Origin of the sequence: Pseudomonas sp. B21-017 (genome assembly GCF_024749245.1) — a bacterium.
GTDB lineage: Bacteria > Pseudomonadota > Gammaproteobacteria > Pseudomonadales > Pseudomonadaceae > Aquipseudomonas.
Window position 1 is genome coordinate 5,512,953 of the sequence record NZ_CP087194.1, and the last position, 24,927, is coordinate 5,537,879.

Consider the following 24,927-nt stretch of genomic DNA (forward strand, 5'->3'; position numbering starts at 1 on the left):
GAATCGGGTGAGTTGCCTCGCAACTCACCCGAAGCTTCACGCTTTCAAGAGCCCCTTACGATCCTGTGCCACCCACGGTGATCGCATCGATTTTCAGCGTTGGCTGGCCGACACCCACCGGCACCGACTGCCCATCCTTGCCACACGTTCCCACACCGCTGTCCAGCGCCAGATCATTACCAACCATCGACACCCGGCTCATGGCTTCCGGCCCGTTGCCGATCAACGTCGCGCCTTTGACCGGTGCAGTAATCTTGCCGTCTTCGATCAGGTACGCCTCGCTGGTGGAGAACACGAACTTGCCACTGGTGATGTCCACCTGACCGCCGCCGAGGTTGGCGCAGTAGATGCCTTTTTTCACCGAGGCGATGATTTCCGCCGGGTCGCTTTCGCCACCGAGCATGTAAGTGTTGGTCATGCGCGGCATCGGCAGGTGCGCGTAGGATTCACGACGACCGTTGCCGGTGCGGGCCACGCCCATCAGGCGCGCGTTGAGCTTGTCCTGCATGTAACCTTTGAGCACGCCGTTTTCGATCAGCGTGGTGCACTCGGTCGGCGTGCCTTCGTCGTCGACGCTCAGTGAACCTCGGCGGCCGGCGAGGGTGCCGTCATCGACGATGGTGCAAAGCTTCGATGCAACCATCTCGCCCATGCGCCCGCTGTAGGCCGAACTGCCCTTGCGGTTGAAATCCCCTTCCAGACCGTGACCGACGGCTTCGTGCAGCAACACGCCGGACCAACCCGAACCCAACACCACCGGCAACGTACCGGCCGGCGCCGGGATGGCTTCCAGATTCACCAGTGCCTGACGCAGCGCTTCACGGGCATAGCCCATGGCGCGGTCTTCGCTGAGGAAATAGCGGTAGTCGGTACGACCGCCACCGCCATGGCCGCCGCGCTCACGACGACCGTTCTGCTCGACGATCACGCTGACGTTGAAACGCACCAGCGGCCGCACATCCGCCGCCAGGCCACCATCGGTGGAGGCGATCAGAATCCGCTCCCAGACTCCGGCCATGCTCACGGTGACTTGCTGGATACGCGGGTCGAGGGCCCGGGTCGCCACGTCGATACGCTTGAGCAGCTCGACTTTCTCGGCGCGGGTCATCACTTCCAGCGGGTTGTCCGGCCCGTACAACTGAGCGACATCCTGGGTAGTGAACGCCTGCACGGTGCCATTCTGCCCGGCCCGGGAGATCGAACGGGCCGCACGGGCCGCCGCGCCCAGCGCTTCGAGGGTGATCGCATTGCTGTAGGCGAAACCGGTTTTTTCACCCGATTGCGCACGCACGCCGACACCCTGGTCGAGGTTGAAACTGCCTTCCTTGACGATCCCGTCTTCCAGCGCCCAGGACTCGGAAATCTGCCCTTGGAAATACAGGTCGGCGGCATCGATGCCCGGGCCGGCCAGATCGCCGAGCACACCCTGTAGGCTCTCGATCGTTACGCCGCCGGGCGCCAGGAGGTGTTCACTGACAGAGGACAACAACTCGCTCATATGCTTTACGCCTTAAATTCGTCGTTCTGATGCAGGTCGCTGAGCGCCCTGCGAGAAAAAGCGCCGGTGAGTGGACACCGGCATCCGCGCCCTGATGGCCGCCTGTTCGCTTCTGTCGCGTTCGGCCAGCAGCACGGCCTCGCCCTGATCCTGTTGTGCCAGCACGCGCCCCCATGGATCGATTATCGCGGCATGACCAAAGGTTTCTCGCGGTCCCGGATGAGTGCCACCCTGGGCGGCCGCGAGCACGTAACATTGAGTCTCGATGGCCCGCGCGCGAATCAGCACGTCCCAATGGGCCGCGCCGGTCACCGCGGTAAAGGCCGACGGGGCGGTAATCAATTCCGCGCCGGCAGCACGCAATTCGCTGTACAGCTCCGGGAAGCGCAAGTCGTAACACACCGTCAGGCCGACTCGACCGACCGGCGTATCGGCAACCACCACGCCACTGCCATAAGCATAGTCATCGGATTCGCGATAACGCCCGCGATTGTCCGCCACGTCCACGTCGAACAGGTGCAGCTTGTCGTACCGCGCCACGGTCTCGCCCTGGTCATCCACCAGCAACGAGCACGCATGCGCTTTGGCCATCGGTTGATCCGCCGGCGGCAACGGCAACGTGCCGGCCACTATCCATAACTTGAGGTCGCGGGCGGTCTGTTTCAACCACGGCAGGATCGGGCCTTCGCCCAGCGCTTCGGCGCGACCAATGTCGCCAATGTCGCGACGCCCCATGGCTGCGAAGTTTTCCGGCAGCACGGCAAGCCGCGCGCCACCGGACGCTGCCTGCTCAAGCAGACGACGGGCCTGGGCCAGATTGGCCAGCACGTCGCTCTGGCTGACCATTTGAATGACTGCTACAGACATGGCCATTTCCTTATCTGGAATCAACACATACCTGTAGGAGCCGCCTGCGGCAGCTCCTGCAGGGGACTTACGGCCATGCTACTCCATAGGCTTGGAAAGTGGCTTTTCAAAAAGGCTTGTCGTAGGTGATTTTCGGCTCTTTCCACGGACCTTTGACCGTGTATCTGACGCTGGCAAAGCGCGCCACGCGGTCACCGATCAGCTTATCGATCAGGAACAGCGCCCCACCGACGGCTGGCGCACCGACGATCAGCGCGGCAATCGGCAGATTGTTGGTCACCGGCAAGGTCACCAGCAACTTGGCATCGACCTGATCAGCCACCAGGTCCAGGGTGCCGTTGAGTTCCAGGTTGCTCGACGGGCCGGTCAGCCGGATCGGCTCACGGGTCACGTAGACCCCGTTGCTCGCGACCAACAGCCCTTTGACCCGGTCATAGCTCAAGCCTTTGCCGAACAGGTCGGAAAAGTCCAGGCGCAAGCGGCGGCCAATGGAGTTGAAGTTGAGCAGGCCAAATACCCGTAGAGCCTGGGCGCTGCCCTCGACTTCAACAAACTGACCTTTATTGAGCGACGCATCAAGGCTGCCGGAGAAGCGCTTGGTGGCCAGCCACGCCGGTGAGCCAGGCCAGCGACCGTCGACATCCATGTGAAACTCTTCACTGGTGACGCTCGGCGCAAAGCCCCAGCCCTTGAGCACGTCGGCGAGGTTCTTGCCACTGACCCGGCCCTTGTACCAACTGCTGGAATTGCCGGGTGTGCCTTCCCAACCGCCGTTGCCCTGCAGGAAGATGCCCTTGAGGCCCATATCCAGGGAGTTGAGGGCGATGCCCTTGCCGGTCGGGCGAACTTTCAATAGCCAGGCGCCCACCAGGTCCTGCCCCTGGAACAGTTGATTGATGGTGATATCCAGCGCCGGGATTTTCGTCGGGTCCACAGTGGCCAGCGGATCCGGAGAATTCTCGTCGGCCAGCACCGTCGGGTCTGGGGCCGGCAAACGTACGTATTGCAGATTGACCGCAATCGGTGTGGCTTTGGCATCGGGAATACCGACGGTGCCCTTGGCCTGCTGACTGTCGAGTTGCAGCGCCCAGGCGGCCGGCTTGCGCGTCAACTGCACCGACGCCTGATCAAGGGTGGTGCCGAAACCGCTGAGCTTGCCAACCTTGAAATCCGCGCCGCTGAGCAATTGCTTGGCGCTGCCGCCTGGATCCTGGCCAGCATACTTGCTGACAAGATCCTGCCAGGGAGACACATCCAGCTCGGACAGTACACCGCGCACGCGCAGGCCTTTGTTGCCGGGCAGCACAGCATCACCACCGCCGAGAAACAACTCACCGCGACCGTCGACGAAATTGCCGGTCGGAGCCGCAAACGTGAAGTTCGCCAGCTCACCGTAGTTGACCCAGTAACGCCGCTCCGGTCCTTGCAGGGTCATGCGGAACACGGTGTCGCGACCGACATCCGCCGCCATGCCGAACGGCGCCGGCAAATCCACCGCCACGCCTTTGAGATTGGAGCTGACGATCAATTGGCTGTCGGCGCCATCAAGGTTCAGTTGCAGCTGATAAGGGACTACACCAGACACCGGCAGCGGCTGAGTGACGTTCAGCCACTCGGTGAGTTTCTTGACTTCGACCTGACCCGCCGCAGTGACCCGAGTGTTGAGCTTGCCCGCGCTACCATCGGCAAAAATCTGCGCGGTCACGGGCTTGTCAAACGCTCGCGCGGTGATCTTCTGCCCACTCAACCCCTTGGCGCTGTCGAAGCGGAAGTCGCCCTTGAGCTGTGTCAGTTCCAGGACGGGCTCGCGAAGTTTCAAGCGAGCCTTGTCGGTCTTGAAGTCGACGAGGATTTTCGGTTGTTCACCTTTGACCAGCGGGATATCCAGGTTGAGCTTGCCTTGCAGATCGCCCTCGCCCTCCCAGCCGGCGAACGTGTCGGCGGTGCCGATCGGTGCTTCCTGCAGAATCTTCAGGCCATCGCCCAATCCGCCAGCGAACCCTCCATCGAGGAACAGGTGGGGACTCTGTCCGGCAGGCACATGGGGAATATTGACGTAGACGTCGTTGACCTGGGTGTCGAGCAATTGGCCCTTGTCCGCGAGAATCCGCACGCCGCTGTCTTCGATGAACACATCGCCACTGACCTTGCTGACATGCGGCCAACCCGGTTGAAACGCCAGCTCGGCATCGTGAACCTTGAAAAACAGGCTGATGCTGCGAGCTGTTTCCGGGGCGCCATGGTTCAGCGATCCCTGATACTGGAAGAAACCTTCATCCACCGCGCCTTTGAGAATCGCCGTACGCAGCCATTCGTCCAGCGCCGGGCTCAACACGGCCGGCAGGTACTTGGCGGTATAGCGACCGTCGCCGTCGACCAGGCCGACCCGCAGGTCCATGTAGTCTTCCTGGGTGTGATCGAAATGCAGGCGAATCAGGAAGTCGCCGGCAATCTTGCCCTCTTCGCCCAGCACCTTCAGGTACGGCGCGATCAGGGTGAACCCTTCTTTATCGAGCTTCCAGTTCAACCGCGCATTGGCCTGAATGTACTGCCATGGCTTGGCGAAAATCGGGTCCAGGTGCAGGGAGAAATCCTTGCTGTCCATGCGCAACTCACCCTGCCCGAGATCGCCGCTGATGCTGCCACTGACGTTTCGCGCCGCCGGTGCACCGTGATAGGCGTCGAAGCCGACCCGCTCCAGATTGGCGGCAAAGCTGAATTTGCTGTCATCGGTAGCCGCAGGGCGCAAGTCGATCAGCACGTTGCGCAATACCCCGGTGACCTTGAGCCGCTCGACGGCCGTAGCGACACCTTCCGGAAGCGGCCCCAATGCGTTCAGCAACGGGGTGAGCGGCGTGAGGTCGATGCGATCGGCTTGCAGATGCAAAAGCTCTGGCGTCTCGTCGGTCGCCGCGGTTTGTTGAAATTGCAGTTTCGATTCCCAGCGGGTTTCACCCAGGCTCATCGCCAGGGAATCCAGGGTTACCAGGACGCCTGTGGAGCTGCGCTGGAAATAGCCGTTAAGCGCCAGATTGTTGATCTGGATCGGCTTGCGCTCGGCGTAGGCGCCGTTGAGTTGCGGCGCGTTCAAACGGATCGCCGCACTTTGCAGGGCGCCCTCGCGCCAGTTCACCCAGAGCTCGCCACCGGCCTTGATCTCGGAGAAATTCCATTGTTGGGTCAGGCGCTCAGGCAACCATTTCGACCAATCGCTTTGCGGCAGGCTCAAGTAAGCCTCAACCTCGCCATCCTGCCACTGGCTGGCGCGGATACGGGTGCGCAGGCTCATCGCAACCGGCTGACCGTCGGGCAGGGTCAAGCGGGCGTCGAGGCGCTGACGCGACACACCGGTTCTCAGATTGAGGCCGACGTAGGTCAGGGTCAGCGGCGGCTGATCCAGTGGCTGCAAGGTCACCTGACTGTCGAGCACCGACAATTGCTGGACCATCTGCATACTATTGAACAACTGCTCCGGGTCCAGCGGCTGATCCTGCCGCACCGGCAACCCTTCCAGCGCCCAATGACCGTCCTCGCCTTCCTTGAGGCTGATCTTCAGGCCGTTGAGCTCCAGATGTGCGATGCGTATTTCGCGCGCCAGCAGGCTGGCCCACAGATCCGGCACCGCGCGCACCTTGTCCAGGCGTAAGGTATTGGAGCCCTCGCCGACCATCACGTCATGGGCCAGCAGCACCGGGGCGAGGCCGCTCCAGTTGCCCTCCAGTTCGCCGATGTGCAGCGGCATGCCCACGGCGGCGCTGGCTTTGGCTTCGACGTCGGCACGGTATTCGGCCACCAGCGGTGTCAGCTCCCGGCCGAGACTGACGAACAGCGCCATCAACACCAAAACCAACGCGCACAGGCCCAGACCCCAGCGGGTCAATGCGGCCAAAATGCGTGTCAGACCGTCCACGTCAGTTGGCTCCCATGGCAAAAATACTGCAAAAAGCTGAGGCCAGCCGTTCTAGTGGAATTGAAATACAACGCTTCAGAGCAGCACCACGTCGTATTGTTCCTGGGAATACATGGTTTCTACCTGAAACCGAATGGTGCGCCCGATAAACCCTTCGAGCTCGGCGACGTTGCCCGACTCTTCATCGAGCAAGCGGTCGACCACTTTCTGGTTCGCCAGCACGCGATAGCCTTCGGCCTGATAGGCACGGGCCTCACGCAGGATTTCGCGGAAGATCTCGTAGCAGACGGTTTCCGGGGTCTTGAGCTTGCCGCGCCCCTGGCAGCTGCTGCACGGTTCGCACAGCACTTGCTCGAGACTTTCGCGGGTGCGCTTGCGGGTCATCTGCACCAGGCCCAGCTCGGTGATGCCGATGATGTTGGTCTTGGCGTGATCGCGCTCCAGTTGCTTCTCGAGGGTGCGCAACACCTGACGCTGATGCTCTTCATCTTCCATGTCGATGAAGTCGATGATGATGATCCCGCCCAGGTTGCGCAGACGCAGTTGACGGGCAATGGCGGTGGCGGCTTCGAGGTTGGTCTTGAAGATGGTTTCTTCGAGATTGCGATGACCGACGAAGGCTCCGGTGTTGACGTCGATGGTGCTCATGGCTTCCGCCGGGTCGACCACCAGATAGCCGCCGGACTTGAGCGGCACTTTGCGCTCCAGGGCTTTCTGGATTTCGTCTTCGACGCCATACAGGTCGAAAATCGGCCGCTCGCCCGGATAATGCTCCAGACGGTCAGCGATTTCCGGCATCAGTTCGGCGACGAACTGTGTGGTTTTCTGGAAGGTTTCCCGGGAGTCGATGCGGATCTTTTCGATCTTCGGGCTCACCAGGTCACGCAAGGTACGCAATGCCAGACCAAGATCTTCGTAGATCACGCTCGGCGCGCTGATGGTTTTGATCTGGGCGTTGATCTGGTCCCAAAGCCTGCGCAGGTAGCGGATATCCATGAGGATTTCATCGGCTCCGGCCCCTTCGGCAGCGGTACGCAGAATGAAACCGCCGGCTTCCTTGATACCTTCTTTCTCCACGCAGTCGGTGACCACTTGCTTGAGGCGTTCGCGCTCGGCTTCGTCTTCGATCTTCAGGGAAATACCGACGTGGGCAGTGCGCGGCATGTACACCAGATAGCGCGACGGGATCGACAGTTGCGTGGTCAGGCGTGCGCCTTTGGAGCCGATCGGGTCCTTGGTGACTTGCACCACCAGGCTTTGGCCTTCGTGAACCAGCGAGCTGATGCTCTCCACCGCCGGGCCTTCGCGCAGGGAAATTTCCGAGGCGTGAATGAATGCGGCGCGGTCCAGCCCGATATCGACGAAGGCGGCCTGCATGCCCGGCAATACCCGAACGACCTTGCCTTTGTAGATATTGCCGACGATCCCGCGTTTTTGCGTGCGTTCGACATGGACCTCTTGCAGAACACCGTTTTCGACCACCGCCACGCGTGATTCCATCGGCGTGATGTTGATCAGGATCTCTTCACTCATGGCAGGGTCTCGTTCAGGCATGTTCACGATAATGGCCGCATCTTGTCAGTACGACGCTCAGTGCGCGTTAAGGGTTTGCCAACAGGGTATGCCGAAATGGCCGAGTAGTTCTGCGGTTTCGCACAGCGGCAAACCGACCACCGCCGAGTAGCTGCCATTAAGCCCGGCGACGAACACCGCGCCCAGCCCTTGAATCCCGTAGCCGCCTGCCTTGTCCCGGGGTTCGCCGCTGGCCCAATAGGCCGCCGCTTCATCGCGGCCGATGGTGCGAAAACGCACCAGACTGCGCACCACCAGAGACTCGCAACGTTCACCATCGTGCACCGCAATCGCCGTCAGCACTTCATGCTCACACCCGGACAACAGCATAAGCATGGCGCACGCTTCGGCTTCATCCACTGGTTTGCCGAGAATTTTCCCGTCCAGCACCACGGCAGTGTCGGCGCCCAGCACGCAGAAATCCGCGTCGGACACGATCGCCCCGCGCCCGACCTCGGCCTTGCCGCGCGCCAAACGCTCGACATAGGCCGATGGGGATTCTTCAGGGAAAGGGGTTTCGTCGATGTCCGCGCTGATGGCGGTGAACGGCACGCCGATCTGCGTGAGCAGTTCACGCCGACGCGGCGAGCCTGAGGCGAGGTACAGCTGTTTCATCAAGACATCTCCCTGTCTAGTGCCCTGTCTCACGAATACTGTTCCTTTTTGGCGAGACAGGACACCGGGTGCGAGCACATGCCTGACCGAATTAATTAATTTTGTAGCGTCGACGCAAACCGCGCAAACCGAAGCTGATCCAAGGCCAGAGCAACGCACTGACCAGTGCCGGCAACACCAGAGCCAGGGTCGGCTGACGATTACCGGTCAGGGCGCTCAGCCACAACTGAACCAGTTGGGCGAGGCCGAAGATCACCAGGATCACCAGGCTCTGTTGCCACATCGGGAACATGCGCAGGCGCTGTTGCAGCGACAGCACCAGGAACGTAATGAGCGTGAGGATCAATGCGTTCTGGCCCAGCAACGTGCCATACAGCACGTCTTCGGCCAACCCCAGGCACCAGGCGGTGACCATGCCGACTTTATGCGGCAGGGCCAACGCCCAGAAGGCCAACAGCAAGGCCAGCCACAAAGGACGCAGGATCTCCATGAATTGCGGCAGCGGTGAAACGCTGAGCAACATGCCGATGGCGAACGTCAGCCAGACCATCCAGCCGTTTCGGGAGGAAGTTGCACCGCCCATTATTCTGTTCCCCCAGTGGTGGCCGGCGCAGCGACAGGCGGTTTGGCAGCAGGCTTCACGGCCGCAGGTTTGGGTTTGGCGGCCGTCGCCGTCGCGGGTGGCTTGGCGGCAGCAGGATGGGACGCGGCAGGTTTGACTGGGGTCGCGGCGGCAGGTGCGGCAGGTGCGGCAGCCGGAGTTGCAGCGGCAGCCGGTACCACCGACGCGGCCGGTTTCGGCACGGTTGCAGGAATGATCGGCCCGCCACCTTGCCGGTCCAGAGCCTCTTGAGCCTGAGCGGCTTCATTGGCGCGCTCCTCGGCTGTGCGACCATCACTGAACACCAACAGCAAATAACGACTGCGGTTCAGCGCGGCAGTCGGCACCGCACGCACAATGGCAAACGGTTGACCGGAATCGTGGATCACTTCCTTGACCGTCGCTACCGGGTAACCCGCCGGGAAACGCTGACCGAGGCCGGAGCTGACCAGCAGATCGCCTTCCTTAATATCGGCGGTATCGGCCACATGACGCAGCTCAAGGCGTTCCGGGTTGCCGGTGCCGCTGGCAATCGCACGCAGACCGTTACGGTTCACCTGCACCGGAATGCTGTGGGTGGTGTCGGTCAGCAACAGTACCCGAGAGGTGTACGGCATCAACTCGACCACCTGCCCCATCAGGCCACGGGCATCGAGCACCGGCTGACCGAGGATCACACCGTCGCGCTCACCTTTATTGATGATGATGCGATGGGTAAAGGGGTTGGGGTCCATGCCGATCAACTCGGCCACTTCGACCTTCTCGTTGACCAGCGCGGAAGAGTTGAGCAACTCGCGCAGCCGAACGTTCTGCTCGGTGAGGGCGGCAAGCTTTTGCATGCGGCCCTGCAACAGCAGGTTTTCGGTTTTGAGTTTTTCGTTTTCGGCGACCAGCTCGGTCCGGCTGCCGAATTGGCTGGCCACACCTTGCCATAGCCGCTGTGGCAGGTCGGTGATCCAGTAAGACTGCATCAGCACCAGCGACATTTGGCTACGCACTGGCTTGAGCAGTGTGAAGCGGGCATCGACCACCATCAGCGCGACCGATAGCACGACCAGCACCAACAAGCGCACGCCCAGTGAGGGGCCTTTGGTGAAAAGCGGTTTAATAAGCCGCTCCTCCCAGGCAAATGTTCTCTTTATTCATACGGCATCAAACCGGCCTGGATGCAGACTGACAGAAGATAAACGCCAACAGGCAGCACTGCAAAGTGCTGCCTGCGGGCTCACCAGCATAGATGCATCGGGCGAGATCACTCGCTCGACAGCAGGTCCATGGTGTGTTTATCCATCATTTCCAATGCACGGCCACCGCCGCGAGCAACGCAGGTCAGCGGGTCTTCGGCGACGATCACCGGCAGACCGGTTTCCTGGGCCAGCAACTTGTCGAGGTCGCGCAGCAAAGCGCCACCACCGGTCAGTACCAGACCACGCTCGGCGATATCGGAAGCCAGTTCCGGAGGCGATTGCTCCAGCGCACTTTTCACTGCCTGAACGATAGTGGCCAGCGACTCTTGCAGAGCTTCCAGCACTTCGTTGGAGTTCAGGGTGAATGCGCGTGGAACGCCTTCGGCCAGGTTACGGCCACGAACGTCGACTTCACGAACTTCGCCGCCCGGGTAGGCCGTACCAATTTCCTGCTTGATGCGCTCGGCGGTGGATTCGCCGATCAGGCTGCCGTAGTTGCGACGCACGTAGGTGATGATCGCTTCGTCGAAGCGGTCGCCGCCAACCCGTACGGATTCGGCATAGACCACACCGTTGAGGGAGATCAGCGCGATTTCAGTGGTACCGCCACCGATATCGACAACCATCGAACCGCGAGCTTCTTCAACCGGCAGGCCGGCACCGATCGCAGCAGCCATTGGCTCTTCAATCAGGAACACTTCACGGGCGCCGGCACCGAGGGCCGACTCACGGATGGCACGACGCTCAACCTGGGTGGATTTGCATGGAACGCAGATCAGCACACGAGGGCTAGGCTGCAAAAAGCTGTTTTCGTGAACCTTGTTGATAAAGTACTGCAGCATTTTTTCGCAAACGCTGAAGTCGGCGATCACGCCGTCCTTCATCGGACGAATGGCTGCAATATTGCCCGGCGTACGACCGAGCATGCGCTTGGCCTCGGTGCCGACAGCAACGACACTTTTCTGGTTACCGTGTGTCCGAATAGCCACAACCGATGGCTCATTCAGGACGATACCGCGCTCGCGCACGTAAATAAGGGTGTTGGCAGTGCCCAGGTCAATGGAAAGATCGCTGGAAAACATGCCACGCAGTTTCTTGAACATGGGAAAGGGACCCTAGGCAACGCGTGGGTAAAAAAGTGCGGCAAACTCTAACAACGACAGGGATTTTGGGCAAGGCGCCAATATGTTAAATTGGCTGCTTTTCTGTGCACCAAGCACCACAATCGCGGCCTTGAGACCGTAGATATGCGGTAGTGTTCCGACAATCTAACACACGGACGCGGTCCGTTTTGTTTTCCACTGGAGATTCCCATGGCGCTTGAACGCTCCGACGTGGAAAAAATCGCTCATCTGGCCTGCCTTGGCCTCAATGATGCCGATCTTCCACACATCACTTCGGCCCTGAACAGCATTCTCGGGCTGGTCGACGAAATGCAAGCGGTCAATACCGACGGTATCGAGCCGCTGGCCCACCCACTGGAAGCCAGCCAGCGCCTGCGTGCAGACGTCGTGACCGAGACCAATCATCGCGAGGCCTATCAGTCCATCGCACCAGCGGTCGAAAACGGCCTGTACCTGGTTCCGAAAGTCATCGACTAAAGGGAAAGAGCCTGCAATGCATCAATTGACTCTGGCCGAGATCGCCCGCGGACTCGCCGATAAAAAGTTTTCCTCCGAAGAGCTGACCAAAGTCCTGCTGGCGCGCATCGCCCAGCTCGACCCGCAGCTCAACAGTTTCATCAGCCTCACCGAAGACCTGGCACTGCAGCAGGCGAAAGCCGCTGACGCACGTCGGGCCAACGGTGAGAGCGGCGCCCTGCTCGGCGCGCCGATCGCCCACAAAGACCTGTTCTGCACCCAGGGCATCCGCACCAGCTGCGGCTCGAAGATGCTCGACAACTTCAAGGCGCCGTACGACGCCACCGTGGTCGCCAAACTGGCCGCTGCCGGGGCCGTGACTCTGGGCAAGACCAACATGGACGAATTCGCCATGGGGTCGGCCAACGAGTCGAGCTACTACGGCGCGGTGAAAAACCCGTGGAACCTGGAATATGTTCCGGGCGGTTCGTCCGGCGGTTCCGCGGCGGCGGTGGCCGCTCGTCTGTTGCCGGCGGCAACGGGCACCGACACCGGCGGCTCCATTCGTCAGCCCGCTGCGCTGACCAACCTAACCGGCCTGAAACCGACGTACGGTCGTGTTTCGCGCTGGGGCATGATCGCCTACGCATCCAGCCTCGATCAGGGCGGCCCGCTGGCCCGTACCGCCGAAGACTGCGCGATCCTGCTGCAAGGCATGGCCGGTTTCGACCCGCAGGACTCCACCAGCATCGACGAGCCCGTGCCTGATTACAGCGCCGGCCTCAACGGTTCGCTGCAAGGCCTGCGCATCGGCGTGCCGAAGGAATACTTCAGCGCAGGCCTGGACCCGCGCATCGCCGACCTGATCATGGCCAGCGTTGAAGAGCTGAAAAAGCTCGGCGCCGTGATCAAGGAAATCAGCCTGCCGAACATGCAGCACGCGATTCCTGCGTACTACGTGATCGCCCCGGCGGAAGCGTCCTCCAACCTGTCGCGCTTCGATGGCGTACGTTTCGGCTATCGCTGCGAAGACCCGAAAAACCTGGAAGACCTGTACAAGCGTTCCCGTGGCGAAGGTTTCGGCCCGGAAGTACAGCGCCGGATCATGGTCGGTGCCTATGCACTGTCGGCCGGTTACTACGACGCCTACTACCTCAAGGCGCAGAAGATCCGTCGCTTGATCAAGAACGACTTCATGGCCGCCTTCAATGAGGTCGACATCATCCTCGGCCCAACCACGCCGAACCCGGCCTGGAAGCTCGGCGCCAAGAACAACGACCCGGTCGCCGCGTACCTGGAAGACGTTTACACCATCACCGCCAACCTCGCCGGTCTGCCGGGCTTGTCCATGCCTGCAGGTTTTGTCGATGGCCTGCCGGTCGGCGTGCAACTGCTCGCCCCGTATTTCCAGGAAGGTCGCCTGTTGAACGTTGCCCATCAGTATCAGCAAAACACTGACTGGCACACCCGCACCCCAACCGGCTTCTGAGGAGAAACACATGCAATGGGAAGTCGTGATCGGGCTGGAGATTCATACCCAGCTCACCACCCGGTCGAAAATCTTTTCCGGTAGTTCCACCACCTTCGGTTCCGAGCCGAACACCCAGGCCAGCCTGGTTGACCTCGGCATGCCCGGCGTATTGCCGGTGCTGAACCAGGAAGCGGTGCGCATGGCGGTGATGTTCGGCCTGGCCATCGATGCCGAGATCGGTCAGCACAACGTGTTCGCCCGCAAAAACTACTTCTACCCGGACCTGCCCAAGGGCTATCAGATCAGCCAGATGGAATTGCCGATCGTCGGCAAGGGCCACCTGGACATCGCCCTCGAAGACGGCACGGTCAAACGCGTCGGCATCACTCGCGCGCACCTGGAAGAAGACGCCGGTAAAAGCCTGCACGAAGAATTCAGCGGCGCCACCGGCATCGACCTGAACCGTGCCGGCACGCCGTTGCTGGAAATCGTTTCCGAGCCGGACATGCGCAGCGCCAAGGAAGCCGTGGCTTACGTCAAGGCGATCCACGCGCTGGTACGCTACCTGGGCATCTGCGACGGCAACATGGCCGAAGGCTCGCTGCGTTGCGACTGCAACGTGTCGATCCGTCCGAAAGGCCAGGCCGAGTTCGGTACTCGCTGCGAGATCAAGAACGTCAACTCGTTCCGCTTCATCGAGAAGGCGATCAACAGCGAAGTGCAACGCCAGATCGAACTGATCGAAGACGGCGGCAAGGTGATCCAGCAGACCCGCCTGTACGATCCGAACAAGGACGAAACCCGTCCGATGCGCAGCAAAGAGGAAGCCAACGACTACCGTTACTTCCCCGACCCTGACCTGCTGCCGGTAGTCATCGAGGACTCGTTCCTCAACGAGGTGCGCGCCACCCTGCCGGAACTGCCGCCGCAGAAACGCGAGCGTTTCCAGCAGCAGTTCGGTTTGTCGGTGTATGACGCCAGCGTCCTGGCCACCAGCCGCGAACAAGCCGATTACTTCGAGAAAGTCGTGAGCATCAGCGGCGACGCCAAACTGGCGGCCAACTGGGTCATGGTTGAACTGGGCAGCCTGTTGAACAAGCAAGGCCTGGACATCGACCAGTCGCCGGTTTCGGCCGAGCAACTGGGCGGCATGCTGCTGCGCATCAAGGACAACACTATCTCCGGCAAGATCGCCAAAGTGGTGTTTGAAGCCATGGCCAACGGCGAAGGCAGCGCGGACGAAATCATCGACAAGCGCGGCCTCAAGCAAGTGACCGACACCGGCGCGATCTCGGCGGTACTGGACGAAATGCTCGCAGCCAACGCTGAACAGGTCGAACAATACCGCGCGGCAGACGAAGCCAAACGCGGCAAGATGTTCGGCTTCTTCGTCGGCCAGGCCATGAAAGCCTCCAAAGGCAAAGCCAACCCGCAACAGGTCAACGAACTGCTTAAAAGCAAGCTCGAAGGCTGATGAGAATGGAGCCAGCTCTCAATATTGGCTCCATTCCTTGTGGCGAGGGAGCTTGCTCCCGCTGGTCTGCGAAGCAGGCCCAAATCAGCAACCGCACTCTTTCAGCGAGAATGCATCAGCCGATTTTGCGACCGCTTCTCGGTCGAGCGGGAGCAAGCTCCCTCGCCACATTTATTTTGGGAGCCGTCCAAATGAAACATCTGCTCAGCGCTTGCGCCTTGCTCTCTCTACTGGCCGGTTGTGCCAGTACCGACACCATCGATCCACACGGCTACGACAAGACCGGCCTGGCCTCGTATTACGGTGCCAAGCACCATGGCAAACGCACCGCCAGCGGTGAGCGTTTCAACCAGCATGGCCTGACCGCTGCCCATCGCCAGTTGCCATTCGGCACCCGGGTGAAGATTACCAATCTGAATAACGACAGATCCTGCGTGGTACGCATCAACGACCGCGGGCCGTATTCTCGCGGGCGCCTGATCGACGTGTCCCGTGAAGCGGCCGACCAGTTGGGCATGCTGCGCAGTGGCACCGCGAAGGTTCGCGTGCAAGCCCTCGACGACTGATAGACGGAGCGCTGACTATTTTCGGACTGGCCGATTTACCCCTGATCAGCGTCATTGAATTGTTCGCCGGCCTGTTTTTACTGATCGCCGGCGCCGAACTGATGGTGCGCGCCGCCGTACGCCTGGCCGCGCGCCTGCATGTGCGGCCGCTGATCATCGGCCTGACCATCGTGGCCCTCGGCAGCAGCGCACCGCAGATGGCGGTCAGCTTGCAAGCCACCCTGGCGCAAAACGCCGACATCGCCGTCGGTAGCGTGATTGGTAGCAGCATCTTCAACATCCTCGTCACCCTCGGGCTCTCGGCGCTGATTACTCCATTGCGGGTTTCGCGACAATTGGTGCGTCTGGATATTCCACTGATGATCGGCGCCAGCCTGCTGGTGTTCGTACTGGCGTGGAACAAAGAACTGAATCGAGTCGACGGCATGATGCTGCTGGCCGCGCTGGTGCTGTACCTGGGCTTGCTGCTGCGCCAGTCGCGGCACTCGGCCCGTCCGCCATCAGGGGCTCATGAAGCGTCGCAGGCACCGTGGTTCAGCAGCCTGCTGATGATTGTCGCCGGGCTGGCGATGCTGGTGTTCGCCGGGCACTTGTTGCTCGGCGCCGCGGTGGCGGTCGCGACCGACCTGGGTTTGTCGGAGCGGATCATCGGCCTGACCATCGTCGCCGTCAGCACCTCCCTGCCGGAACTGGCCACTTCGTTGATCGCCGCGTTGCGCGGTCAGCGGGACATCGCGGTGGGCAACGTGATCGGCAGCAACCTGTTCAACCTCTTGGGCGTGCTCGGGCTGACCGCATTGATCGCGCCATCACCATTGTCGGTCTCGCCCAACGCGCTGGATTTCGATTTGCCGGTGATGCTCGGAGTCGCGGTGCTGTGCCTGCCTGTGTTCTATTCCGGCTACCGGGTGACCCGCGCCGAAGGCCTGCTGTTTTTGGGCTTGTACCTGGCCTATGGGCTGCACGTGGTGTCGTTCACCACGGGCATGCCGCTGGCTGGCAAGCTTGAACACCTTATGCTCTTTTTCGTCCTGCCGGCGCTGGTGGCGTTTTTGCTGTTCACCTCTCTTCGCGCCTGGCGTCGCCAACACCACAAGAGGGAATTGCCATGAGCACTGATAAGAAGCCTGGGGTTGAAATCCGCCGCCAAGTGATGGGCGACGCGTTCGTCGACCGCGCCCTGGGCAACGCCACCGAATTCACCCAGCCGCTGCAGGACTTCGTCAATGAGCACGCCTGGGGCGGCGTGTGGAACCGCGAAGGTTTGCCGCTGAAAACCCGCAGCCTGATCACTCTCGCTGCGCTGACCGCGTTGAAGTGCCCGCAAGAATTGAAAGGCCATGTGCGCGGTGCGTTGAACAACGGTTGCACGGTGGAAGAGATTCGCGAAGCGCTGCTGCATTGCGCGGTGTATGCCGGTGTGCCGGCGGCGATCGATGCATTTCGGGCGGCGCAGGAAGTGATCGATACCTATCAGAAGCCGGAGTAGACGACCTGAAGAACGCCGCAAATCCCGAGGTTAGATCCACCCACCCCACTGCAACAAAAAGATCCCGATATTGGTGGTGACCGCCGCCATCAGTGTAGTAATCACGATGATCGCCGCCGCCAGTTCATGATTGCCATTGGCCTGCCGGGCCATGACGAAACTGGCCGCGGCGGTCGGGCTGCCGAAGTACAGAAACAGAATCCCCAACTCCGCCCCACGAAAGCCCCAGAGCCAGGCGCCGAGTGTCGCCAGCACCGGCAGGCCGATCATCTTCACCAGACTTGAACTCAGCGCCATCGTGCCGCTTTTGCGCATTGCCGCCAGCGACAACGTGCCACCGATGCAGATCAATGCCAATGGCAAGGTGGTTTGCGCCAAATATTGACCGGACCTCTCCAGCCACCCCGGCAAGCCGATCTGGAACCAGGCAAATGGTGCGGCCGCTATCACACTGATGACCAGCGGATTGGCCATCACACTTTTGCAGATACTCCACGGATCAGACTTGATCACCGGGCTATAGACCGCCAGCACAATGGTTGAGAGCGTGTTGTAAAACAGGATCACCAGCGCCGCGAGAATCGCCCCAAGGGAAATGCCATAGTCGCCGTACATGCTCGCCGCCAGGGCCAGGCCGATTACCCCGTTATTGCCGCGAAACGCGCCTTGGGTGTAGATGCCCCGATCTTCCCGCGGGCATTTCCAGATCGCCCAACCCCAGGCAATTGCAAAGCACATCAGGGTCGCGACCGAGAAGTAGATCAGCAGCGCTGGTTGCAACGCAGCGTGCAGGTCGGCATGCAAGATGCCCAGAAACAGCAACGCCGGCATGGTGACATTGAACACCAGGGCCGACGCAGTATGGATGAAGTTGTCGTTGATCCAGTCGATGCGCTTGAGCAGCACACCCAGAAACAGCATGGCAAACACCGGCGCAGTGATGTTCAGGGTTTCGAGGAAAATAGCCAGCATGCCGGGGGAACCTTGGGTGGGCGTCGTTAGGGGGCTAATGATAAGCCACCGGAGACGTCGGCGTCTGGTAGACCGTCTTCGCGGGCTTGCCCGCGAAGACGTCCTGATAAGCGCCAAATTAACCTCGGGTTACTTACCGATAGAAATCTTCGGCGCCCAAGTCAGCCATTCATCTTCAAACTTGTCGAACAGCGGAAACGTTTGTTCAGGCCGCGCCGGGACACCCATGCGGTCGCCATCCGGTGTGGCAAAGGCGATACCGCCCTGGATCAGCGTCTCCAGCGATTCGGTGCGTATGGTTGCGCCTTTGAACAAGCCGTAGTCAAAACCAAAACCACTGGTGTTCCAGAACCGCGTGCCACTGCGTACCAATGGCGCGTACTTCGGCTCGATCAGGATGTGTACCAACACTCGATCCGCCGTCTGCCCCAGTTCATAGCCAGTCACCTTGCCCACCGTGATTTCGCGATAGGTGACGGGTACACCGGTCTTCAGCGAACCTCGACGAGCAGCACTCAATACCAGGCTCAAACCGGCCTCTTCCTTGGCGGTTTCCGGAGGATTGGTCAGCGCTACGAAGTCCTTTTGCGGACCGAGATTCTTCGGCGCCGGTTGCACTTCGATGTACTGCCCGGTCACCAGCGTCTCAAGGTTGGACGTCTTGATCAGACCCAATTCAGGTTTGACCACCCAGAACTGACTGCCCACCCGAGCGATACGCTCCGGCACTTCCGTGATTCGCGCAGTCAGCAGTACCGATTGCAGGTCGTCACTGAGGTCGACGTCTTCGATCTTGCCGACGTCGAGGCCTTTGAACCGGATCGGCGTGCCCGTGCGCAGACCATCGGCGCGATCGACCTTGATGGTCACCACGGCGCCTTTCTGGTTTGCCTCTTCATGACTGGCGAACAGACGGAAACGTGGAATGCGCTTCCGCAACGGCGCTTTGGCTTCTGGGGTTTCGAAAGCAATGCCGCCAGCCATCAGGCTTTGCAACGACTCACTTTTGACCTGGATGCCACCGGTCAGCCCACCTGACAGCGTAATACCGCTGGCATTCCAGAAGCGCGTCGAGGCGTTGACCAGCCCCTCGTATTCCTTCTCGATGTGCACACCGATCACCAGCTGCTTTTTAGTGCGAGAGAACTGGTAGCTCTGCACCGAACCCACCTTGACCTGCTTGTAGAGAATCGGACTGCCGACTTCCAGTGAGCCGAGGTTTTCGGTGAACAGCACCAGATGCAGGCCCGGCGAACGCAGATCCAGCGGCGGCGCCTTGGCCCGTGCTTCGAACTCGCGCTGCGGTGCGCCCCCCTTGTCGCCAGGGCGCACGGCGATGTAGTTACCTTTGACCAATGCTTCCAGACCGGTGATACCAGCCAGCGAAATCGATGGTTTGACCACCCAGAACTGCGTGCCGGTGACCAGGTAATCCTCAGCCAATGGGTCGAGCGTCAGCTCGGCGGTTGCACTGGAGAGGTCCGGGTCAATCTTGAGCGCCTTCAGATTGCCGACCTGAATGCCTTTGTACATCACCGGTGTACGACCGGCCTGCAGGCCTTCGAAATCGCTGAGTTTGACCTTGACCCGAATACCGGCGGCGGCTGCATCGAAGTCTTCATAGAGGCGGAACGGCAGGCTTGGATCGGTGGGTGGGCTGTCCTTACGGTTTTCCGGTGTAGCAAACGCAATACCACCAGCAACGATGCTGGCGAGGGACTCGCTACGCACTTTCACACCGGACAGGTTGGCATCGATGCTGATGCCGCTGGCATTCCAGAAACGCGTGTGTTTGCGTACCAGGCTGGCGTAGGTCGGCTCGATGAAGACTTTGAGTTCAACGGTGTTCTGGTCCGCGGACAGCAAATAGCTTTTGATCTGACCGACCTGGATCTGCTTGTAGAACACCGGACTGCCGCGATTCAGCGAACCGAGACGATCAGCCTTGATGGTCAGGTGCAGACCAGGCTTGGCGTCCGACAGAGGCGGCTCTTCGGCCAGGGCCTTGAACTTGCGGGTCGGCTCGCCCTCTCCCGGGCTGACAGCCACATAGTTACCCGAGACCAGCGTCTCCAGGCCCGTGATACCGGCCAGGGTTACGCTCGGCTTGACCAGCCAGAAACGCGTGCTGGTTCTGAGGTATTGCTCCACGTCCTTATTCATCTCGATGGTGGCGATCACGCCTTTGGCGCTGCCTTCGTCATCGAGTGTGAGGGCTTTCACCTTACCGACCGACATACCTTTGTAAACGACTTCGGTCTTGTTGGCCTGAATACCTTCGCCGCTTTCGAAGCGCACATGGATCTCAATGCCTGTCTCGCTATAGGCACGCCAGGCGAGCCAACCGCCAATGAGCAAGGCGATCAGGGGCAATACCCAAATGGCAGACCAGTTAGAGGCCGGTCGGGTTTTCGCTGTAGGCAAATCAGTCATGGTCGTCGTCCGACTCCGTGTTATCCCAAATCAGTCGGGGATCGAAAGTTACTGCGGCAAGCATCGTCAGAATCACCACACTGGCGAAGGCGATGGCGCCAAGATTGGCTTCGACGCTGGCAAGCCGTCCGAAATTCACAACCGCCACCAGGATGGCGATCACAAAAATATCGAGCATCGACCAGCGGCCGATGAACTCGATAAAGCGGTACATCCATATACGTTGGCGTGCGGAGAGTGGCTGGCGCCGCTGCACCGAAAACAGCAGCAACCCGATGCCCACCAGTTTGAACGTAGGAACCAGAATACTGGCGATAAAAACCACAGCCGCGATTGGAATCATGCCGTGCTGAACCAGTTGGATCACGCCGGACATGATGGTGCTCGGATCGCCCTGCCCCAGGGAACTGACGGTCATGATCGGCAGCACATTGGCCGGGATATAAATAATCGCAGCAGTGACCAGCAGCGCCCAGGTACGCATCAGGCTGTTCGGTCGGCGCGCATGAACCAACGCACCACAGCGGGTGCAGACCTGCTCGTCAGTGCCGGCTTCCTGCTTGTTCAACTCGTGGCATTCGGCACAAATCAGAATGCCCGCATCAATCGCCCGCATGGGCATCTTCTCCTGATAATGCCTGCCAGATCTGGTGCGGCGACATCACCACTTCCAGCCAGACCTGGACCAACAACAAACTGATAAAGCACGCCAGACCAAGACCTACGGTAATCGCCGCCATATCGGCCAATTTGACGATCGCGACCAGCACGCCCATGAGGTAAACCTCAAGCATCCCCCAATCCCGAAGATGGTGATAAATGCGGTAGAGCAGCAAACCGTAGCTGCGTCCGATATTGAATCGGATACTCAGCAGCACCACCAATTGGCAGAGCAGCTTGAGCAGCGGAATCCCCATGCTGCAGAGAAATACGACTGCTGCTACGCCCTGCATACCGGTATCGAACAAACCGAGAACACCGCTCCAGACAGTGTCATTCGATGACTGCCCGAGTAGATGGAGCTGCATGATGGGTAAAAAGTTCGCGGGGATATACAACAACAGGGCGGCAATGACCAAGGCGAGACTGCGCTGCACGACATTGTGCCGATGGGCATACAGCTCATAACCGCAGCGTGGACAAATGGCCTTCTCACCATGGGCGAGTTCAGGCTTGCGCATCAGCAAGTCGCACTCATGACACGCCACCAAACCGTCCAGTGGTAAATCTGACAGCCCAGGGGCGTCAACCGGATCTGGCATAAAGGCTCTGGCTCCAAAAAAGTTGGACCTATTCTAGTGCCCTGACTCGAAAATAACTGTGCAATTTTGTGTTACCAGCGAAGTAGACTTTTTCTGCGGGCAAAACAAAACCCCTACCTGCGGCGTACGCAGATAGGGGTTTCGGAATTTAATCTTGACGATGACCTACTCTCACATGGGGAAACCCCACACTACCATCGGCGATGCATCGTTTCACTTCTGAGTTCGGGATGGGATCAGGTGGTTCCAATGCTCTATGGTCGTCAAGAAATTCGGGTACCGAACCGTCTTTCGACGCTTCAGCAAATTGGGTATGCGATAGTTTGTGCGGTTTTTGTGAATGCTTGCGAACTTTCGGTTCATTGCGTCTTCACACACCGCAATCTGGTGCCCTTTCGCTTTTCAGCTCGAAGCATACAAATTGCTTGGGTGTTATATGGTCAAGCCTCACGGGCAATTAGTATTGGTTAGCTCAACGCCTCACAGCGCTTACACACCCAACCTATCAACGTCGTAGTCTTCGACGGCCCTTCAGGGAGCTCAAGGCTCCAGTGAGATCTCATCTTGAGGCTAGTTTCCCGCTTAGATGCTTTCAGCGGTTATCTATTCCGAACATAGCTACCCGGCAATGCCACTGGCGTGACAACCGGAACACCAGAGGTTCGTCCACTCCGGTCCTCTCGTACTAGGAGCAGCCCCTCTCAAATCTCAAACGTCCACGGCAGATAGGGACCGAACTGTCTCACGACGTTCTAAACCCAGCTCGCGTACCACTTTAAATGGCGAACAGCCATACCCTTGGGACCGGCTTCAGCCCCAGGATGTGATGAGCCGACATCGAGGTGCCAAACACAGCCGTCGATATGAACTCTTGGGCGGTATCAGCCTGTTATCCCCGGAGTACCTTTTATCCGTTGAGCGATGGCCCTTCCATACAGAACCACCGGATCACTAAGACCTACTTTCGTACCTGCTCGACGTGTCTGTCTCGCAGTCAAGCGCGCTTTTGCCTTTATACTCTACGACCGATTTCCGACCGGTCTGAGCGCACCTTCGTACTCCTCCGTTACTCTTTAGGAGGAGACCGCCCCAGTCAAACTACCCACCATACACTGTCCTCGATCCGGATAACGGACCTGAGTTAGAACCTCAAAGTTGCCAGGGTGGTATTTCAAGGATGGCTCCACGCGAACTGGCGTCCACGCTTCAAAGCCTCCCACCTATCCTACACAAGCAAATTCAAAGTCCAGTGCAAAGCTATAGTAAAGGTTCACGGGGTCTTTCCGTCTAGCCGCGGATACACTGCATCTTCACAGCGATTTCAATTTCACTGAGTCTCGGGTGGAGACAGCGCCGCCATCGTTACGCCATTCGTGCAGGTCGGAACTTACCCGACAAGGAATTTCGCTACCTTAGGACCGTTATAGTTACGGCCGCCGTTTACCGGGGCTTCGATCAAGAGCTTCGCGTTAGCTAACCCCATCAATTAACCTTCCGGCACCGGGCAGGCGTCACACCCTATACGTCCACTTTCGTGTTTGCAGAGTGCTGTGTTTTTAATAAACAGTCGCAGCGGCCTGGTATCTTCGACCGGCGTGGGCTTACGCAGCAAGTGCTTCACCCTCACCGGCGCACCTTCTCCCGAAGTTACGGTGCCATTTTGCCTAGTTCCTTCACCCGAGTTCTCTCAAGCGCCTTGGTATTCTCTACCCAACCACCTGTGTCGGTTTGGGGTACGGTTCCTGGTTACCTGAAGCTTAGAAGCTTTTCTTGGAAGCATGGCATCAACCACTTCGTGTTCTAAAAGAACACTCGTCATCAGCTCTCGGCCTTAGAATCCCGGATTTACCTAAGATTCCAGCCTACCACCTTAAACTTGGACAACCAACGCCAAGCTGGCCTAGCCTTCTCCGTCCCTCCATCGCAATAACCAGAAGTACAGGAATATTAACCTGTTTTCCATCGACTACGCTTTTCAGCCTCGCCTTAGGGACCGACTAACCCTGCGTCGATTAACGTTGCGCAGGAAACCTTGGTCTTTCGGCGTGGGTGTTTTTCACACCCATTGTCGTTACTCATGTCAGCATTCGCACTTCTGATACCTCCAGCAAGCTTCTCAACTCACCTTCACAGGCTTACAGAACGCTCCTCTACCGCATCACCTAAGTGATACCCGTAGCTTCGGTGTATGGTTTGAGCCCCGTTACATCTTCCGCGCAGGCCGACTCGACTAGTGAGCTATTACGCTTTCTTTAAAGGGTGGCTGCTTCTAAGCCAACCTCCTAGCTGTCTAAGCCTTCCCACATCGTTTCCCACTTAACCATAACTTTGGGACCTTAGCTGACGGTCTGGGTTGTTTCCCTTTTCACGACGGACGTTAGCACCCGCCGTGTGTCTCCCATGCTCGGCACTTGTAGGTATTCGGAGTTTGCATCGGTTTGGTAAGTCGGGATGACCCCCTAGCCGAAACAGTGCTCTACCCCCTACAGTGATACATGAGGCGCTACCTAAATAGCTTTCGAGGAGAACCAGCTATCTCCGAGCTTGATTAGCCTTTCACTCCGATCCACAGGTCATCCGCTAACTTTTCAACGGTAGTCGGTTCGGTCCTCCAGTCAGTGTTACCTAACCTTCAACCTGCCCATGGATAGATCGCCCGGTTTCGGGTCTATTCCCAGCGACTAGACGCCCTATTAAGACTCGCTTTCGCTACGCCTCCCCTATTCGGTTAAGCTCGCCACTGAAAATAAGTCGCTGACCCATTATACAAAAGGTACGCAGTCACCCAACAAAGTGGGCTCCCACTGCTTGTACGCATACGGTTTCAGGATCTATTTCACTCCCCTCTCCGGGGTTCTTTTCGCCTTTCCCTCACGGTACTAGTTCACTATCGGTCAGTCAGTAGTATTTAGCCTTGGAGGATGGTCCCCCCATATTCAGACAAAGTTTCTCGTGCTCCGTCCTACTCGATTTCATGACTAAGAGATTTTCGCGTACAGGGCTATCACCCACTATGGCCGCACTTTCCAGAGCGTTCCGCTAATCTCAAAGCCACTTAAGGGCTAGTCCCCGTTCGCTCGCCACTACTAAGGGAATCTCGGTTGATTTCTTTTCCTCAGGGTACTTAGATGTTTCAGTTCCCCTGGTTCGCCTCTTGCACCTATGTATTCAGTACAAGATAACCATCTTATGATGGCTGGGTTCCCCCATTCAGACATCTCCGGATCAAAGTCTGTTTGCCGACTCCCCGAAGCTTTTCGCAGGCTACCACGTCTTTCATCGCCTCTGACTGCCAAGGCATCCACCGTATGCGCTTCTTCACTTGACCATATAACCCCAAGCAATCTGGTTATACTGTGAAGACGACATTCGCCGAAAATTCGCATGCTCAATTAAGAGCAACTCACAAATTTTACCTTAGCCTGATCCG

18 protein-coding genes and 2 rRNA genes are annotated in these 24,927 nt (G+C 59.2%); 6 read left to right on the forward strand and 14 right to left on the reverse strand.

Annotated features, from left to right (window positions below):
- Positions 1-55: 55 nt before the first annotated feature.
- From tldD to mreB, 8 genes are all read right to left on the reverse strand, one after another.
- Entirely contained in the window at positions 56-1,498 is a 1,443-nt protein-coding gene (gene tldD / locus LOY28_RS25030; protein ID WP_018927212.1) for a metalloprotease TldD, read from the reverse strand.
- Between the two features lie 12 nt (positions 1,499-1,510).
- A complete protein-coding gene (locus tag LOY28_RS25035) occupies positions 1,511-2,365 on the reverse strand; it encodes a carbon-nitrogen hydrolase family protein (protein WP_018927213.1) in 855 nt (284 codons plus the stop codon).
- 106 nt (positions 2,366-2,471) lie between these two features.
- Positions 2,472-6,275, reverse strand: a complete 3,804-nt coding sequence (locus LOY28_RS25040) for a YhdP family protein (protein WP_018927214.1) — start codon at positions 6,273-6,275, stop codon at positions 2,472-2,474.
- A 75-nt stretch (positions 6,276-6,350) separates the two neighbouring features.
- Entirely contained in the window at positions 6,351-7,808 is a 1,458-nt protein-coding gene (rng, locus tag LOY28_RS25045; RefSeq protein ID WP_007941226.1) for a ribonuclease G, read from the reverse strand.
- A gap of 57 nt (positions 7,809-7,865) precedes the next feature.
- Positions 7,866-8,462 carry a nucleoside triphosphate pyrophosphatase gene (locus tag LOY28_RS25050; protein ID WP_019581173.1) on the reverse strand — a complete coding sequence of 199 codons (597 nt, stop codon included), beginning with the start codon at positions 8,460-8,462 and terminating at the stop codon, positions 7,866-7,868.
- 91 nt (positions 8,463-8,553) lie between these two features.
- On the reverse strand, positions 8,554-9,045 hold the full coding sequence (gene mreD / locus LOY28_RS25055) for a rod shape-determining protein MreD (protein ID WP_018927216.1): 492 nt from the start codon (positions 9,043-9,045) through the stop codon (positions 8,554-8,556).
- Complete coding sequence (gene mreC / locus LOY28_RS25060) at positions 9,045-10,172, reverse strand: rod shape-determining protein MreC (RefSeq protein WP_081626525.1); 1,128 nt, start codon at positions 10,170-10,172, stop codon at positions 9,045-9,047. The genes mreD and mreC overlap by 1 nt, the downstream gene beginning before the upstream one ends.
- A gap of 143 nt (positions 10,173-10,315) precedes the next feature.
- Positions 10,316-11,353, reverse strand: coding sequence for a rod shape-determining protein MreB (mreB, locus tag LOY28_RS25065; RefSeq protein WP_002555108.1), 1,038 nt, complete (start codon positions 11,351-11,353; stop codon positions 10,316-10,318).
- Between the two features lie 210 nt (positions 11,354-11,563).
- On the opposite strand from mreB, the gene gatC reads away from it, so the two are divergent.
- From gatC to LOY28_RS25095, 6 genes are all read left to right on the forward strand, one after another.
- On the forward strand, positions 11,564-11,851 hold the full coding sequence (gene gatC / locus LOY28_RS25070) for an Asp-tRNA(Asn)/Glu-tRNA(Gln) amidotransferase subunit GatC (RefSeq protein ID WP_007901429.1): 288 nt from the start codon (positions 11,564-11,566) through the stop codon (positions 11,849-11,851).
- Positions 11,852-11,867: 16 nt separating this feature from the next.
- The gene (gatA, locus tag LOY28_RS25075; protein WP_018927218.1) at positions 11,868-13,319 is read left to right on the forward strand and encodes an Asp-tRNA(Asn)/Glu-tRNA(Gln) amidotransferase subunit GatA; all 1,452 of its coding nucleotides are present in this window, start codon (positions 11,868-11,870) and stop codon (positions 13,317-13,319) included.
- 10 nt (positions 13,320-13,329) lie between these two features.
- On the forward strand, positions 13,330-14,775 hold the full coding sequence (gene gatB, locus LOY28_RS25080; protein ID WP_018927219.1) for an Asp-tRNA(Asn)/Glu-tRNA(Gln) amidotransferase subunit GatB: 1,446 nt from the start codon (positions 13,330-13,332) through the stop codon (positions 14,773-14,775).
- Positions 14,776-14,966: 191 nt separating this feature from the next.
- A complete protein-coding gene (locus tag LOY28_RS25085; protein ID WP_258612680.1) occupies positions 14,967-15,341 on the forward strand; it encodes a septal ring lytic transglycosylase RlpA family protein in 375 nt (124 codons plus the stop codon).
- Positions 15,342-15,385: 44 nt separating this feature from the next.
- Positions 15,386-16,453, forward strand: a complete 1,068-nt coding sequence (locus LOY28_RS25090; protein ID WP_258614506.1) for a calcium/sodium antiporter — start codon at positions 15,386-15,388, stop codon at positions 16,451-16,453.
- Positions 16,450-16,830 (forward strand): carboxymuconolactone decarboxylase family protein, encoded by a 381-nt coding sequence (locus LOY28_RS25095; RefSeq protein WP_007941215.1) that lies wholly within the window; start codon positions 16,450-16,452, stop codon positions 16,828-16,830. The genes LOY28_RS25090 and LOY28_RS25095 overlap by 4 nt, the downstream gene beginning before the upstream one ends.
- 30 nt (positions 16,831-16,860) lie before the next feature.
- Here the strand turns inward: LOY28_RS25095 and LOY28_RS25100 are convergent, their stop codons facing one another.
- The 6 genes from LOY28_RS25100 to LOY28_RS25125 all read right to left on the reverse strand — a co-directional run bounded on the left by LOY28_RS25100 (position 16,861) and on the right by LOY28_RS25125 (position 24,825).
- Positions 16,861-17,802: an AEC family transporter gene (locus LOY28_RS25100; RefSeq protein WP_018927222.1), complete on the reverse strand. Its 942-nt coding sequence runs from the start codon at positions 17,800-17,802 to the stop codon at positions 16,861-16,863.
- A gap of 129 nt (positions 17,803-17,931) precedes the next feature.
- A complete protein-coding gene (locus LOY28_RS25105; RefSeq protein ID WP_258612681.1) occupies positions 17,932-20,235 on the reverse strand; it encodes an intermembrane transport protein PqiB in 2,304 nt (767 codons plus the stop codon).
- Positions 20,228-20,851 carry a paraquat-inducible protein A gene (locus LOY28_RS25110; RefSeq protein ID WP_007941211.1) on the reverse strand — a complete coding sequence of 208 codons (624 nt, stop codon included), beginning with the start codon at positions 20,849-20,851 and terminating at the stop codon, positions 20,228-20,230. Before LOY28_RS25110 ends, LOY28_RS25105 begins: the two co-directional genes overlap by 8 nt.
- Entirely contained in the window at positions 20,838-21,497 is a 660-nt protein-coding gene (locus LOY28_RS25115) for a paraquat-inducible protein A (protein WP_019581179.1), read from the reverse strand. Before LOY28_RS25115 ends, LOY28_RS25110 begins: the two co-directional genes overlap by 14 nt.
- Positions 21,498-21,649: 152 nt before the next feature.
- Positions 21,650-21,765, reverse strand: a 5S ribosomal RNA gene (gene rrf / locus LOY28_RS25120).
- A gap of 168 nt (positions 21,766-21,933) precedes the next feature.
- Positions 21,934-24,825: ribosomal RNA gene (locus tag LOY28_RS25125) — 23S ribosomal RNA — on the reverse strand.
- Positions 24,826-24,927 lie beyond the last annotated feature (102 nt).